We start from the raw sequence: 14,504 nt of genomic DNA on the forward strand, positions 1-14,504 counted from the left end.
TCTTTTTATTTTAGTCAAAATAGGACAATAAATCCTTCTTTTTGGAGGCCGAAACCAATAATTCCTTTCCATTGGACAATACCACACTACCGCCCTTTCCCTTCCTGTATTTCACCACTTCGTTTACATTGACCAAATAGGACTTGTGGATCCTTGCAAAATAGAATTCGACCAAGGCATCCTCAAAATATTTGAGGGTTTTGCTCACCAAGATCTTTTTGTTTTCCAAATAGATCTCCGTGTAGTTATCATCGGCCTTACAATATAGGATTTCTTCCACATTGAGTACTTGAAAACCATCCTGTTGGGGAAGTGTCAGTTTTCCTTGGATACTTTTGGTATTGGTATTCAACACCTTTTCCTGCAAACGATTTTCCTTGGTTTTTACTTCCTTCACAAATTCCACCGCCTTTACAAGTTCATCGATGTTGATGGGCTTGGTCAGGTAATACGCCGCATGATGGTTCAAGGCATCCTTGGCATAATGGTCATAGGCGGTCACGAAAACGGTTTCAAAATTTCGGTCCGGAACTTGGTCCAACAAATCAAAGGCATTGCCAAAGGGCATTTCAACATCCAAAAAGACCAGGTCCAAATCATTGTTTTCGATCAGCTCCAAACCTTCTTTTATGGAGGCGGCCATGCCCACAAGGTTGACATCCGGACAATATTTATTTATATAGTTACTAAGGATTTCCCTACTATTGGCCTCGTCCTCCACTAAAATTGCGTTTAAAGTCATTTGTCTTTCTTTAAGGTAAAGAGTACTTGGGTACCCTCACCGTTTGTTTTTAAATTGGAAATGGAAACCGACACCTTATCGCCATACATATCGTTTAAAATGGCGATACGCTGTTTTATATTACCCATTCCCTTGGACTTTTGTTTTCGTTGATTGACTGTTTTAAGTTCGGCGGATTTTTTCCTGCCGATACCATCATCGGTCACCAAAATTTCCAGTTCAATATCATTTTTAGCCCGGACCTTCACTTCCAGGCGCCCTTTTTCTTCCTTGTACCTGAGTCCGTGCCAAATTGCATTTTCTATATAGGGTTGGAGTAACATAGGCGGAATCTGAAAAGTGGAGACATCCAAGTTTTCATCTATCTGAAGTACATAATCGAATTTATCCGGAAAACGGGAATGTTCCAATTTTATATACAGTTCCAAAAGTTCCAACTCCTTGGTCAAGGGTATAAAATCCTCCTCCGAATTTTCCAGCACGGACCGCATAAGTCTAGAGAAATCGCTTAAATACCGATTCGCACTTCGCTCATCGCTCTTGGAAATATAATTGTTGACAGAATTAAGGGCGTTGAAAATAAAATGCGGATTCATCTGGGACCGTAAGGATTTCAAGGCCAGTAGATTGTTGGCTAACTTTTGTTGTTGGTTGCTCCGGTAAAAAAAGAACGCCGCCAAGCCTGTAAGCAATAACCCGAATATGAGGGAATAAATAATGTATCGTTGCCGCTTGTAACTTTCCTCGGCCAATTCCTGTTCCGTCAAGGCCAATTCATATTTGCTTTGTGACAGTTCCCGCTCCTGTTCCAAGCCGGTAATCCTACTCTGGGTAACGGCAATCTCCCTATTGAAACGTGCCGCCCTGGAAATTTCCTGTTCCTTCCTAATGTACAAAGTATCGACCAGGGCTACATAGTCCTGATAGGTTTCCAATGCACGGTTGTACTCGCCTTTGAATTCATAAACTTCGGACAGTTTCCTAGTTGCATCCTTTTGTACGACCAGGTCGTTATCCGAATCCGCCTGAACGATACTCTTCTGTAGATAGGGTATCGCCTCTTCATATTTGTCCTGCGCGATGTAGGCGTTCGCAATCTTATAATTGATGCGCTGGCTTGTGATGGTATCGCCCAGATCCATTGTTCCATCTGCTTCAGGAATGTTCAGCTTGCCCAAGGCCTCCAAACTATTCTTTCTGATGGCTATTTCCTCTTTATATTCGTTCCTTTTGTTGTAGAAATCGGCCACTTTTTCACGCTCCTGCAACACCCTTTTTGGCGCCATTTTACTGGCCAGCTCGACGGAGTTACCATAATAGACCTCGGCCTCCATTACCTTATTATCCTGCGCATAGGCATCGGCAATCTTAGAATTTAGATCGGTCATCTTAGGGGTGATCTGGTTCTGGGAGGCAACTTTCAAACCCTCGTTGTAATAGTCGACCGACAAAGAAATATCGCCGGTTCCTTTCTTGATATCCCCAAAGATCTCATAGAGTTCAACTCGTTGGTAAGGCACCATATTTTTGAGTCTCTCAAGCGGTTTCAACACTTTTTCGGCCGCATCAAATTGATCCGTAATTTCATAGGTCCTTGCCAACATCAAGGATGTTGCTATGGTTTTATTGGCCTTTAAGGCGTCCTCAAAATTATCGATGGCCAAATCATATTGTTTGTGATGTAAATAGATTTCCCCCAACTTGGTCAGGGATTTTGCCAGTTGGCCCTTATCGCCATCGGGGCCCAAAACCTCCAAGCTCTGGGCCACAAAATCGATGCTTCTGGCGATATCCGTTTTTTTATAGTATTCCGCGGAATCCAAAAAGGACTGGTTGCTCAGGACCCTATTTCTGGACATTGAGGACATACTTAGGGCATCATCCTTTTTACTTTCTTCAACCACCTGTAGTTTGATATCATCCCTGCTGGTCACTTGATGCCTAACAGTCTCAAAGCTGGGGTGTTCCAAAATCAACCGCTCACCAATGGATACGGAAATCCTGAATTCCCCCAGACCATTGGTATACGCAAACTGCCCGGAGCTTGTGGATACGGATACACCCTGAATGGGTTTATGGGAATTTTGGGATTCCACCAAGCCCTTGAGCACAAATTTTGGGGTTCCGTTGTTTTGGGCCAAGCCCAAAACGCTCACGAAAAGAAATGGAATTATTATATGTAAAAGGGATGACCGCATCTATTTTTTTTGATCACATGACTGTAAACTTAGATGATTCTTAGCACACTAAAAAATGTGGATTTTAGGTAATTACCTGAATTTCCAACCTGCTTTTCTACCTTACTAGAAGAAAGGATTGGTTACCTCATCCAAATGGCACCTTCCCTAAAAACGGTTATGAATCCAAAAAGTTTCATTCTAGGTTTACAGCGTAATCAAATAAATAAAACGATGAAACCCCCATTGAGGGATTTGACATAGTAGGTTAGTACCTATCCAAATGTAAATGTTTAAAAATCAATCTTTTAATTTAATTCAAAACGTATGAAAAAATATCAAAAAATAATGGCCCTAGGTTTTACGGTACTATCCATGACGGTAAGCTATGGATGTAAAAACGAACCGAAAAAGAAGAAACAAATCCTCTTGGCAGAAAGGGTGGAACCTCCCAAAAAAGCAAACAAGCGTACAGTCAAAATTGCCCTGTTATTGGATACCAGTAACAGTATGGACGGACTTATAAATCAGGCAAAATCCCAATTATGGGATATCGTCAACGAATTCACAAGAGCCAAGTGCGGCAATGAAACCCGACCGGAACTCGAAATTGCCCTGTACCAATATGGCAATGATGCGCTTTCTTATAGGGAGGGTTATATTCAGCAAGTCTTGAATTTTAGTAGTGACCTTGACCAGATTTCAGAAAAATTATTTTCATTGACCACCAACGGAGGCGAGGAGTATTGCGGTGAGGTTATCCAAACTTCCCTGAAGCAATTGAAATGGGGCAATGACCCAGATAATTTAAGGATGATATTTATTGCCGGCAACGAACCTTTTACGCAAGGAAGATTAAACTACAAGGATGCGGTGACCAATGCCAAAGAAAACGATGTTATCGTAAATACCATTTTTTGTGGAAACTATGAACAAGGCATAGAAACGGAGTGGAAAAGAGGGGCACAGCTAACAGGAGGTGAATATATGGCCATAGACCATAATAGGGAAATTGTTCATTTAAACACTCCTTACGACGACATCATTATCAATCTGAATTCAAAGTTGAACAAAACGTATATTTCGTACGGTGCCATGGCAAGCGAATATGAGGAAAACCAAGCCTCACAGGATGAAAACGCCATGAGTGTGGGATATGGTGTAGCGATCAAACGAGCCGTGAGCAAAAGCTCCCGTCTTTATAACAATAAATCATGGGATTTGGTGGATGCATCGGCCGATGCAAATTTTGAGTTAAAGGAGCTGGATCGAAAAAGTCTGCCCGAAGAACTAAAAGGAAAATCAAACCAAGAAATTGAAAAATACATTGATAGTAAACGTATAGAAAGGGAACGTATTCAGGCGGAAATCGCCGAAATAAATGAGAAACGGGAAATCTACATTGCCCAAAACCAGAAAGAAAATACCCAAGGGGAATTGGAAGGTGCCCTATTAGGTGCTATAAAAAAGCAGGCAGCCCTAAAAAACTATACGTGGGATTAGGCAAAAAGGTAGCAAGCATATTTTGGGTCTTTTACGAACGTAAAAGGCCCTTATTAATTCGCGGCAGGACAGTAACAATCATACCTTTTTTCTGGTTTGCAAAAATCGAAACCTAAGGTTATCTGGTGAAAGCCCCCATTATCAAAACGAATATCACCCATTTGGTATGAGTAATTATAGGAGATCATGAATTGCTTAAAATTTGCCCCTACAATTGGCGTAATCAATTGAAGGCGTTGTTCCCCAAAACTTGTTGCCGTTTGGAACTGTGCACCATCAAAACTCCTTCTGTAGGAAACACCGCCCCAAATGCGGCCAAAATCCACATCCTTGTAAAGCTTCGCATTAATGTCCACGGTCTTTTCCTTGGTGAAATCCGTCAATTGAAAAAGTACGGAAGGTTCAAATTGCCATTCGCTTCTGCCAAATACATATCCCGCCGAAATGAGATATCTCCTAAGATTATCCACCCTGGGAACCGTCAAGTTGTCCGGGTCATCAGCTCTATTTATCCTATATAAGTTTCGCCGCGTAGAAAGTGCATTCAATACGGCAAAATGTGTATAAAACTCCTGATAGGCATAGGACATTCCAAAATCCACATTGAAATAGGTCTCATTGAGCTTAATCCCTGAAATAGCAGGATCAAATGCTACGGAACGAAATTCCGTTTCATCCAAACTACTTTGAAGTACCGTTCCACTCAAACCAAAGGAAAGCTGGTTCAATACCCGCACATCGTCACCACCCATGCGCAAATGATGGGCGTAGGTTCCTTTGAATCCGGTTTGGGAATGGTAGCCATTGGCATCGTTAAAAATAATGGCCCCTAAACCGCTTGGGGAGTCTCCCAACCTAAAATGCCCGTTGATCGTCTGTAAGTTTGGGGCGTCTTCCACATCAAACCACTGCTGTCTCGCAGTTGCCCTAATTTGGCCACACTCTGTAAAACCCGCCATAGATGGAAATACCAAATAGTAATTATCGGCCAAATAATCAAAATATACAGGTATTCCCTCTTGTGCTTTGGCTTTTAAACCAAAAAATAGAAGGAAGGACAATAGAAACAGCTTACATCTCATGTCAAGAATTTGGGGTAAAAGTGCACATAACACCAAATATAAAGGATAACGGTGCAAACAGTACATTATTATGTAGGGACAAACTTAGAATTCCTTTGTATTTTTGAAAAAAATTGAAACCAAATGAAGGAGTATAATATCACCGTTATAAAAACAAAGAACCCGGCCATCTTGAAGTTTGAATCCAACCACATTTTGGTCAAACGGCAAAACTATGAATTTAAAAATATAGACGAGGCCAAAAATTCTCCATTGGCACAACAACTTTTTTACCTACCCTTTATCAAAACCGTATACATTTCAGGAAATTTCGTTGGTATGGAACGGTACGATATTGTCGATTGGGAGGATGTTAAGGACGAAGTGGCACAGCAGTTAGTGGAATACCTAAACGCCGGGGAGCCCGTGTTAATTGAAGAGGAAACCGATAAGCCCATTGCCGTGACCGTGTACGCTGAGGTTACTCCGAATCCCGCAACCATGAAATTTGTGGCCAGTAAAAAGATTGTAGGTTCTATGTTCGAGTTCAAGAATATTGATGAAGCCAAAGACTCCCCTTTGGCCACACAGTTGTTTCAATTTCCCTTTGTGAAGCAGGTCTTTATTGATGACAACTATGTATCGGTTACCAAATACGAAGTTGCCGAATGGGACGATATTACAATGGAGCTAAGGGAACTTATTAGAAACTTTATAGCAGAGGGCAGGGATATTGTAACGACGAATGCGGAACCCATACAAGGGAACCAAGCAGCGGACTCCACCCAAAATATCATCAAAGATGAATTGGACGATACCTCTTTAGAAATCATCGATATTTTAGAGGAATATATAAAGCCCGCGGTGGCGAGTGACGGTGGGAATATTCTGTTCAAGTCCTATGAGCCCAACAGCCGTACCGTAAACGTTATTCTTCAAGGTGCCTGTAGTGGATGTCCTTCGTCAACATTTACCTTGAAAAATGGGATCGAAACCATGTTAAAAAACATGATGGGTGACCGAGTCAACGAAGTTGTTGCCCTAAACGGATAAAAAACAGACCTAAGGGTGGACTTTCTTACCAAGAATCCTTAAATTTAAGGGAAACATAAAAAACACTAATTATGGCAGTTTTAAAAGTAATAGAAGTATTGGCCAATTCCGATAAAAGTTGGGAAGATGCCGCAAAAAATGCAGTGGCACAAGCCGCAAAATCAGTAAAGAACATTCGTTCGGTATATATCAATGAACAAAGTGCCACCGTAGAAGACGGTCAAATGGTAAACTATCGTGTAAATGTGAAGATTACCTTCGAAGTACAGTAATTGTTACATTTGAATCAGAAATATAAAGCGCCCATGTGGCGCTTTTTTTTATGGTGTCCCTTATATAACCGTCGCTAAACAGTACTAAAAATCGAAATAAGTTAATTCTTAGCGAACCTTGTGCCAACTTATCACCATATAATTATATTAAAGGAGCGTTATACCAACAAGCCTTTTGACTCAAAAAAAACAAGCTTTGACTCATCCACGTTCGAAGAGTGTTCCTTAACATTAGTTTAAATGAAAAAACTTGATTTACACTATTCATTTCTATATGTTGGCCAACAAAAGTATAAAAGGACTATGGAACAATTTACCAATTATCAGGAACATATAGATAACGCCATAAAATGGTTTTGGGAGGCGCTACCAAATTTGGTAGCGGCCATAATTTTATTATTTGTGGGAATTTATGTAATTAGGTTTATAAACAAAATGATTCGCAAGTTCTTTTCCAAGAAGGATTACGACGAATCTTTGGAATCCTTTCTGCAAAGCCTGATTTCCATAGCCCTTAAAATACTCCTTTTCGTACTGGTGATAACCCAATTGGGCGTACAATCCTCTTCCCTTGTAGCTATTATAGGGGCCGCAGGTTTGGCAATTGGCCTAGCACTGCAAGGCTCTCTATCCAATTTTGCAGGTGGGGTACTCATTCTTTTATTTAAACCTTTTAAAGTGGGCGATTTTATCTCGGCTCAGGGGGTTGATGGCACCGTAAAGGAAATATCTATTTTCACTACCAAACTAAAAACCTTTGGAAACCAAATTGCCATTATACCCAATGGACAATTGTCCAACAACAATATAATAAATTACAATGCGGAAGACACTCGAAGGGATAAAATAGACGTGGGCATTGGATACGGTTCCAACATTAAAAAGGCAAAGGATATCCTACTGGCTATATGCGCGGAAAATGAAAACATTTTAAAAGACCCAATCCCGGAAGTGTATGTTGGGGAATTGGCAGACAGCTCCGTAAATCTTACGCTACGTTTTTGGGCCAATAATGAGGTTTTTTGGAAAGCACACTTTCACGTAATGGAAGAGATAAAAACTAGATTTGACGCAGAAGGTATCGAAATACCATTCCCACAAAGGGTGATTCACCAAGAACTTGTAGAAAGCAAATAGCATTTAAAGGACCTTGCACCTATGCTAGGTATAATTTTAATTTAGGATTTTTTCTGGGTGATTAGGAAATCCTTCAAGTAATACGGTTCAAAATAAGCGACGTTTTCAAAATTGGTCTTTGTAAACTTTTCAAAGGAAAGGGATGCCATTTCTTTAGCTGACGGCACAGCTTCTGTATAATACTCAGCATTAGAATTTGTTAGTGTCTCCTTTATTTTTTCCGCACCGGACCCCAGAAAATGTACCTTACTACCTTGTAAATATTCTTGAAAAGAAGATTCTCCTATTATTTGTGCCTGAGTTTCCCTTATCTCATTCAAATGGGCATCAAATACTGCCGAGTATACCTCCATACGTCTTGCATCCAAAACAGGTATTATAAAATCACCTTCCGCTATTTTTAGCTGGCTAGCCAAACTTTTTAAGGTAGCGATGGATATGAGAGGAACATCCAATGCAAAACACAAACCCTTGGCTGCCGATACCCCTATTCTTAAACCAGTATACGAACCCGGCCCTTTGCTAACGGCAATAGCATCCAAATCCGTCATGGAAAAACCGGACTCATCCATACACTCTTTAATGAACACATGCAGCTGTTCCGCGTGGGAATAATTTGGTGTATTGTTCTCCCTAATTGAAACCACTTCTCCTTTTAAGGACAAACATACGGAGCAGTTGGTGGTAGCTGTTTCAAGATTCAGTATTAAAGCCATTTTTCAAAGGTAGAGCATATACACAAAAAAACCTGCAATCAATGATTGCAGGTTTTTTAATATTTATTTGTGTAATCAATTTAATGTTATTGGAATTCCAAAAAAGAATTCCAGGATTTTCAATCTAAATATATATTCATATTTTGCCCTAATAACATTTGCAGCGGCATCATCTACCCTAGCTTGTGCCTGGCCAAAATCAAATGAATTCATCAAGCCAACATCAAAACGCTCCTTGGCGTATTGATAAGCCAAAGTCCTCGCTTCCAATGTTTTTTCAGCAGCCTCATAAGACTTTCTAAATGTAGTAACATCCACATAAGCTTGATTTACTGTAGATTCCAAAGCTAATTTATCCTGATCTAGTTGAACCTTTGCCTTTTCTAAACTAATTTGAGAGCGTTTTACACTGTTCCTGGTGCTCCACCCATTGAAGATGGGAATGTTCATCTGTGCTCCATAAGATATACCATCATTAATCCACAATTGATTTGTAAAGCTTTCCGCAGGAACTAAAGTTCCGGTAGCAGGATCAAAACCTCCCTGATCGGAGTATCGCGTATTATAATTAAAGAAGGCTCCTAAAGTTGGATAATAAGCTCCTTTGGCAAGTTCAACATCTTTTTCCGCAAGCTCCATCAATGATTCTGAAAATTTAATATCATTCCTAAATTCCAAGGCCTTTGCAAAAATGGTCTTTGCTGAATTATTTAGTATTTCGGAGGGAGGTATTTCAAAAGATTCATCAACAATATCAAAATTATCATAGTCCGTAATCTGTAAAAGCTGCGCCAAATTGATTCTAGAAATTAAAACCAAGCCCTCATTGTTAACTATCTGTTGTTCCTGATTTGCAGCGGTTGCCTCAAGTTCCAAAAGGTCGCCTCGAGGTACCACACCCGACTCTACTAATTCTTTTGTTCTCTTTAAATCCTGTTCTGTAACGGCATATTGTGCTTTGGAAACTTTTAGAGCCTCTTTATTGGAAATGATTTGTAAATAGGCCTGTGCCACATTCAAGCGGATATCATCTTTTAGATTTTCTAACCTATACTGGTTGGCCATATCGTTTAATTTGGCCCTATTTAGTCTATTAATATTACGGAGACCGTCAAATAGTGTTAAGGAAGAAGTTACTCCACCATTAGCCGTTAAAATAGTCGTGGTCACTGGCTGATTAGTCGTTGGATCAAAGGAGAGTCCTGTGTTTCCAGCCACACTTATATTACTATTTATTCTTGGCAACAAACCACCAATAGCATCGGATTTATCAACTCTTGCATTCTCAAGGTCCAATTCAAACTGCTCTACGGATAGGTTGTTTTCCACAGCATAGGTGACACATTCCTCCAAGGTCCATTTTTTATTTTGGGCCCATGTAGTCCCCACTACCAAGAACAGTAGTATTGTGGTTATCGTGTACTTCATTTTTTTTGATTATTTATTGTGATTGATGATGATTATTCAGTCTCTGTTTCGTCTTCACCTTTCTTAATAGGCTCCGTTTTATTCCAGTGTTTCACCTTGTCATCTTTTGTCAATCCGGATACAACCTCCACATTAACTCCATCTGAAATACCGGTTTCAATATCTCTTCTTTCGAATTTTTGTTCCTCGGCAGAACCTATAGCTATTTCTACATAAGGTTTATCCGTTTCCTTGTCAAATTGTAAAACCGCCTCTGGAATTACCAAAATGCTATCCTTTTTCTCCAATACGATGGAAGCATTGGCACTATACCCTGCTCTGATAAAAACATCGTCCTTTTCCTCTACATCACCTTCTATCTTAAATTGTACGGCACCTGTTTCCTCGATTCCTTTTGGTGCTATAAACTTTAACTTCGCATCCAATTCAACATCTTCTACTGCACCCAAACTGATTTTAAGGGGTGTTCCAACTTTCAACTTCCCAACTTCACCTTCATCCACCTTTCCTTCGAAAATCATTTTTCCCAAATCCGCAATGGATGCTATTGTAGTACCATCGTTAAAGTTGTTACTTTGAATTACCTGATCTCCCTCTTCCACAGGAATCTCCAAAATTGTACCATCAACTGTGGCCCTAATATTCGTATTGGCCGTGGAAGAACCCCCGGCCGAACCGCGAAGTATGATCTGATAGTCATTTTGAGCATTTTCGAGTTCCAGTTTAGCTTGATTATAAGCTAATTGGATGTTCTGAAAGTCTTGGGCAGAAACAACTCCTTTATCGAACAAGGTCTTGTTTCTATTAAAATCAAGTTCCGCGTTGCTCAAAGCTACTTTGGCATTGTTTACTCGTCCACGAGCCTGGAACAAAGACTGTTCATTGGGAACCACTTTAATTAAGGCAATCAAATCCCCGGCCTTGACCTTGGCACCTTCTTCCAAGTAAATCTTTTCTATAATACCCGATATTTGAGGCTTTATTTCAATCTCTTCTTCTGGAATGACCTTCCCTGTAGCCACCGTTTTTTTCTCGATACTTGAAATAAAAGGTTGGCTGGTATCATAGGTAATAGCAGATTTGCTGTTCGATTTAATAAAGAACACAGCGGCCCAAAGTGCTCCTATCACCAAAACTCCTATTAAAATATATTTTACGATTTTATTCATTTTAAGTGTTTATTTAAATGGTTGTTATTCTTCTCTTAATGCGTCTATTGGTTTTATACTAACTGCGCGTTGCGCTGGAATCAATCCTATTAAAGTTCCAAGGATAACCATAATCAACAAAGCGCCAAGCACATAAGGTATGGGCACTGTAGGATTGGTATATGGAAAATCCAAATCCTTCGTGAGACTGTTTATGATGGACAAAACTCCCGCTCCTAGAATTATTCCCATGACACCTGCAATCATTGTTAGGAAAACGGATTCCAATATAATTTGGTTCCTTACTTCGGCGGGCGTAGCACCCAAGGCCCGTCTAACACCCAACTCCTTTGTACGTTCCTTTACAGATATCAATAAAATATTTCCGATGCCGATGACCCCGGCAAGGATCGTTGCCAACCCAACAACCAAGCTCAAAAATGTCATACCCTTGGCAAAGCCCGATACCCTTGCAAATGCTTCGCCTAAATTAAAGGAACCAAAGGCTCTCTCATCCTCAGGATTCACCCGATGTATATTTCTAAGTAAGGCCTTGACATCCTTTTCCACCTGGACCACGTCCACATCATCGTAGGCCGCTATGCAGAAATAATCCACGTTTTCCCCCGTATTGTACAGTTTTCTAAAGGTTGTGAAGGGAATAAAAATCGCCGCGTCGCTATCAAAACTTACTCCTTGGGCCAACTTATGTATCCCAACAACCTGAAAATAAACGTCTCCAATCCTTATGAACTGACCAATGGGATCTTCGTCCTTGTCAAAAAGTTCCTGAACATTTCGCTCCCCAATAACACAAACCTTTCGGGCCTGTTCAATATCCTCATCATTGATAAACCTTCCCCCATCAAAAATCTGCTTGGTAGCTATTTTTGTATAAATGGGATAGTCCCCATTCACCGGATAAGTTCCCGACTTTTGCCCTCGGACCGTAAACACAGGCTCTGTACCAAAATTTCCAAGATTGATCCTGGGTGCTATATAGTTGATTTCCGGTATCCTGTTCTCCAATCTGGCCGCATCGCCCAACTTTAATTGCATGGGTCTACCAGTTTTAAAGCCCTCGTAGGGCATACTAGTACTTTGACCCCACACGAACATACTGTTCATGGAAACACTTTCGAACACCTTTTCAAAGCCATTGTCCATACCTTTAGCGGCCCCGGATAGTGCTATATATATGAATATGCCCCATAATACACCCACTATGGTAATTATGGTCCTGGTCTTATTCTTACTTATAGAACCGAATATTTCTTGCCAAGTATTTCTATCGAAAATAAACTTCATATCATTCGTCCCTTAATGCCACAATTGGTTTAATCTTTGCCGCCCTTCTAGCGGGTATATATCCTGCCAAACCACCAAAGAAAATCAATACGATAGTTGCAAATATGGCGGTTCCCATATTGATAAATGGATTGGTAATGAAATAATCCTTTAAGGCATCCCCCAATGAACTTAACATGGCCACCCCTAATACCATCCCTATAATTCCTGAAATAGTGGTTATGAAAACGGATTCCAAAAGTATGGTACTTATTACGGATTTAGGTGTTGCCCCCAAGGCCTTACGAATGCCAATTTCCTTGGTACGTTCCTTAACCACAAAAACCATTATGTTACTGATACCTATAATCCCAGCTATGATGGTCCCAAAAGCTACGAATGCAACAATAATCTGTAAAACACCAGCGAATTGTTGGTTCTGTTTTAATTGGTCAGCCACATTTCTGATAAAGAAACCTCGTTCATCATTTGGGTCGATAATTTTTTTCTCTCTGAGAAAATCCCCAAGTTTTCTTTCAAAGGCCATAGCGCCTGCATAGCCTATCTCAGGCTTAAAGCCCAAAGCTATCTGATCAATCTTATCCGTATTTTTTTCAATTAACTGCCGTGTCGTATAGGGTATATAAATTCTACGCTCCTCATCATCCCCCGCATCATCCTGAAAAACCCCTATGACTTTAAAGGCACTACCGGCTATATCGATATATTTACCAAGTGCATTTTCGTTTTTGAACAAATCCTGCTCTACCAACCTTCCAATAACTGCATATTTGGTTTTGTCCTTTATATCTTCCAGGTTTAGATACCTACCCTTCATAATCATGGTCTTTTCTGCAAATTGGTAAGATTCACTAACGCCACGTGTGGTATAGTTATTCGATTCATTTTTATACTTGACCAAGCCACTTCTATCCACCCTTGGAGAAATATATTCCAAGAACAAGGGAAAAGATTCCTCAATATCGGCTATATCAGAATTGTCAAATTCTATTTGCCGATTGGATTTATAACCTTTGTAAGGTTTGGAAGTCCTTCCAGGAAAAATATAGAAAGTATTTGTCGCATCATCCTCAAAAAACTCGTTGAATGTATTAATGAGACCGTTTCCAAAACCATACAGAACAACGAATATGAGGATACCCAAAGCCACAGTAAAACCTGAAAGGAAAGTCCTTAATTTGTTTTTCTGAATGGTCTCAAATATCTCCTTCCAGTTGTCCCTGTTAAACATATTGCTCAGCTCTAACCTGTTCCACTTTCTTATCCTCAACAATGACCCCATCCTTTAAATGCACTATCCGTTTGCACATATGGGCAATATCCTCCTCGTGGGTAACCACCAATATGGTATTTCCTTGATCATTGATTTTCTGAATAAGATCCATAACTTCATAGGACGTTTTACTATCCAATGCCCCGGTAGGCTCATCCGCCAATAAAACTTTTGGTTCAGCAGCCATAGCTCGGGCGATTGCAACCCTCTGCTTCTGACCACCTGAAAGCTCGCTGGGCAAGTGTGTTGCCCATTGCTTGAGACCAACTTGTTCCAAATATTTTAAGGCCTTTTCTTGACGTTCCTTTCGTCCCACCTTTTGATAATATAATGGCAAGGCCACATTCTCCACCGCACTTTTATAATTGATCAAATTGAAGGATTGAAATATAAAGCCCAAAAACTTATTTCTGTATTGAGCCGCTTTGGTCTCGTTCAAGTTCTTTATAGGCACACCATCCAAAGTATAGCTACCCTCGTCAAGTTCATCCAACATACCCAGAATATTCAATAAAGTGGACTTCCCAGATCCCGAAGATCCCATGATGGCCACCAACTCGCCCTCTTCCACGGAAAAATTGATACCCTTAAGTACATGTAAGGAGTTTTTGCCCATTTTATAGGACTTATGAAGATTTTTTATTTCAATCATGTTGGTTATTGTTTTAGACTGTACCTCTATTAAA

The 14,504-nt window shown here is 40.2% G+C and carries 13 protein-coding genes; 4 read left to right on the forward strand and 9 right to left on the reverse strand.

The window, feature by feature from the left end; all coding sequences use genetic code 11:
• Positions 1–10 precede the first annotated feature (10 nt).
• Complete coding sequence (locus tag DZC72_RS01820) at positions 11–742, reverse strand: LytR/AlgR family response regulator transcription factor (protein WP_125221204.1); 732 nt, start codon at positions 740–742, stop codon at positions 11–13.
• Positions 739–2,940: a tetratricopeptide repeat-containing sensor histidine kinase gene (locus DZC72_RS01825; RefSeq protein ID WP_125221205.1), complete on the reverse strand. Its 2,202-nt coding sequence runs from the start codon at positions 2,938–2,940 to the stop codon at positions 739–741. The genes DZC72_RS01820 and DZC72_RS01825 overlap by 4 nt, the downstream gene beginning before the upstream one ends.
• Before the next feature lie 306 nt (positions 2,941–3,246).
• Here DZC72_RS01825 and DZC72_RS01830 point away from each other — a divergent pair, with 306 nt between their 5' ends.
• A complete protein-coding gene (locus tag DZC72_RS01830) occupies positions 3,247–4,422 on the forward strand; it encodes a vWA domain-containing protein (RefSeq protein ID WP_125221206.1) in 1,176 nt (391 codons plus the stop codon).
• Between the two features lie 53 nt (positions 4,423–4,475).
• Here DZC72_RS01830 and DZC72_RS01835 read toward each other — a convergent pair whose 3' ends face one another.
• Positions 4,476–5,504: a PorP/SprF family type IX secretion system membrane protein gene (locus tag DZC72_RS01835; protein WP_125221207.1), complete on the reverse strand. Its 1,029-nt coding sequence runs from the start codon at positions 5,502–5,504 to the stop codon at positions 4,476–4,478.
• A 123-nt stretch (positions 5,505–5,627) separates the two neighbouring features.
• Here DZC72_RS01835 and DZC72_RS01840 point away from each other — a divergent pair, with 123 nt between their 5' ends.
• The 3 genes from DZC72_RS01840 to DZC72_RS01850 all read left to right on the forward strand — a co-directional run bounded on the left by DZC72_RS01840 (position 5,628) and on the right by DZC72_RS01850 (position 7,945).
• Positions 5,628–6,536, forward strand: a complete 909-nt coding sequence (locus DZC72_RS01840; RefSeq protein ID WP_125221208.1) for a NifU family protein — start codon at positions 5,628–5,630, stop codon at positions 6,534–6,536.
• Between the two features lie 71 nt (positions 6,537–6,607).
• Positions 6,608–6,808 (forward strand): dodecin family protein, encoded by a 201-nt coding sequence (locus DZC72_RS01845; protein WP_099546612.1) that lies wholly within the window; start codon positions 6,608–6,610, stop codon positions 6,806–6,808.
• A 303-nt stretch (positions 6,809–7,111) separates the two neighbouring features.
• Positions 7,112–7,945 carry a mechanosensitive ion channel family protein gene (locus tag DZC72_RS01850; protein WP_125222561.1) on the forward strand — a complete coding sequence of 278 codons (834 nt, stop codon included), beginning with the start codon at positions 7,112–7,114 and terminating at the stop codon, positions 7,943–7,945.
• Positions 7,946–7,986: 41 nt separating this feature from the next.
• On the opposite strand, the gene tsaB is transcribed toward DZC72_RS01850, so the two are convergent.
• From tsaB to DZC72_RS01880, 6 genes are all read right to left on the reverse strand, one after another.
• A complete protein-coding gene (gene tsaB, locus DZC72_RS01855; protein WP_125221209.1) occupies positions 7,987–8,661 on the reverse strand; it encodes a tRNA (adenosine(37)-N6)-threonylcarbamoyltransferase complex dimerization subunit type 1 TsaB in 675 nt (224 codons plus the stop codon).
• Between the two features lie 75 nt (positions 8,662–8,736).
• Positions 8,737–10,089: a TolC family protein gene (locus DZC72_RS01860; RefSeq protein ID WP_125221210.1), complete on the reverse strand. Its 1,353-nt coding sequence runs from the start codon at positions 10,087–10,089 to the stop codon at positions 8,737–8,739.
• A gap of 32 nt (positions 10,090–10,121) precedes the next feature.
• Positions 10,122–11,258, reverse strand: a complete 1,137-nt coding sequence (locus tag DZC72_RS01865; protein WP_125221211.1) for an efflux RND transporter periplasmic adaptor subunit — start codon at positions 11,256–11,258, stop codon at positions 10,122–10,124.
• Between the two features lie 24 nt (positions 11,259–11,282).
• A complete protein-coding gene (locus tag DZC72_RS01870; protein WP_125221212.1) occupies positions 11,283–12,545 on the reverse strand; it encodes an ABC transporter permease in 1,263 nt (420 codons plus the stop codon).
• Position 12,546: 1 nt separating this feature from the next.
• The gene (locus DZC72_RS01875) at positions 12,547–13,776 is read right to left on the reverse strand and encodes an ABC transporter permease (RefSeq protein ID WP_125221213.1); all 1,230 of its coding nucleotides are present in this window, start codon (positions 13,774–13,776) and stop codon (positions 12,547–12,549) included.
• Positions 13,769–14,470 (reverse strand): ABC transporter ATP-binding protein, encoded by a 702-nt coding sequence (locus DZC72_RS01880; RefSeq protein ID WP_125221214.1) that lies wholly within the window; start codon positions 14,468–14,470, stop codon positions 13,769–13,771. Before DZC72_RS01880 ends, DZC72_RS01875 begins: the two co-directional genes overlap by 8 nt.
• Positions 14,471–14,504 lie beyond the last annotated feature (34 nt).

This window comes from Maribacter algicola, from assembly GCF_003933245.1.
GTDB classification, from domain to species: Bacteria; Bacteroidota; Bacteroidia; order Flavobacteriales; family Flavobacteriaceae; genus Maribacter; species Maribacter algicola.

Excerpts from the sequence above, each read along its gene's own strand:
- DZC72_RS01875 (WP_125221213.1), bottom strand. The coding sequence starts at position 13,776 with ATGTTTAACAGGGACAACTGGAAGGAGATATTTGAGACCATTCAGAAA.
- DZC72_RS01860 (WP_125221210.1), bottom strand. The coding sequence starts at position 10,089 with ATGAAGTACACGATAACCACAATACTACTGTTCTTGGTAGTGGGGACT.
- tsaB (WP_125221209.1), bottom strand. The coding sequence starts at position 8,661 with ATGGCTTTAATACTGAATCTTGAAACAGCTACCACCAACTGCTCCGTA.
- DZC72_RS01850 (WP_125222561.1), top strand. The coding sequence starts at position 7,112 with ATGGAACAATTTACCAATTATCAGGAACATATAGATAACGCCATAAAA.
- DZC72_RS01825 (WP_125221205.1), bottom strand. The coding sequence starts at position 2,940 with ATGCGGTCATCCCTTTTACATATAATAATTCCATTTCTTTTCGTGAGC.
- DZC72_RS01830 (WP_125221206.1), top strand. The coding sequence starts at position 3,247 with ATGAAAAAATATCAAAAAATAATGGCCCTAGGTTTTACGGTACTATCC.
- DZC72_RS01835 (WP_125221207.1), bottom strand. The coding sequence starts at position 5,504 with ATGAGATGTAAGCTGTTTCTATTGTCCTTCCTTCTATTTTTTGGTTTA.
- DZC72_RS01880 (WP_125221214.1), bottom strand. The coding sequence starts at position 14,470 with ATGATTGAAATAAAAAATCTTCATAAGTCCTATAAAATGGGCAAAAAC.
- DZC72_RS01840 (WP_125221208.1), top strand. The coding sequence starts at position 5,628 with ATGAAGGAGTATAATATCACCGTTATAAAAACAAAGAACCCGGCCATC.
- DZC72_RS01820 (WP_125221204.1), bottom strand. The coding sequence starts at position 742 with ATGACTTTAAACGCAATTTTAGTGGAGGACGAGGCCAATAGTAGGGAA.
- DZC72_RS01870 (WP_125221212.1), bottom strand. The coding sequence starts at position 12,545 with ATGAAGTTTATTTTCGATAGAAATACTTGGCAAGAAATATTCGGTTCT.
- DZC72_RS01865 (WP_125221211.1), bottom strand. The coding sequence starts at position 11,258 with ATGAATAAAATCGTAAAATATATTTTAATAGGAGTTTTGGTGATAGGA.
- DZC72_RS01845 (WP_099546612.1), top strand. The coding sequence starts at position 6,608 with ATGGCAGTTTTAAAAGTAATAGAAGTATTGGCCAATTCCGATAAAAGT.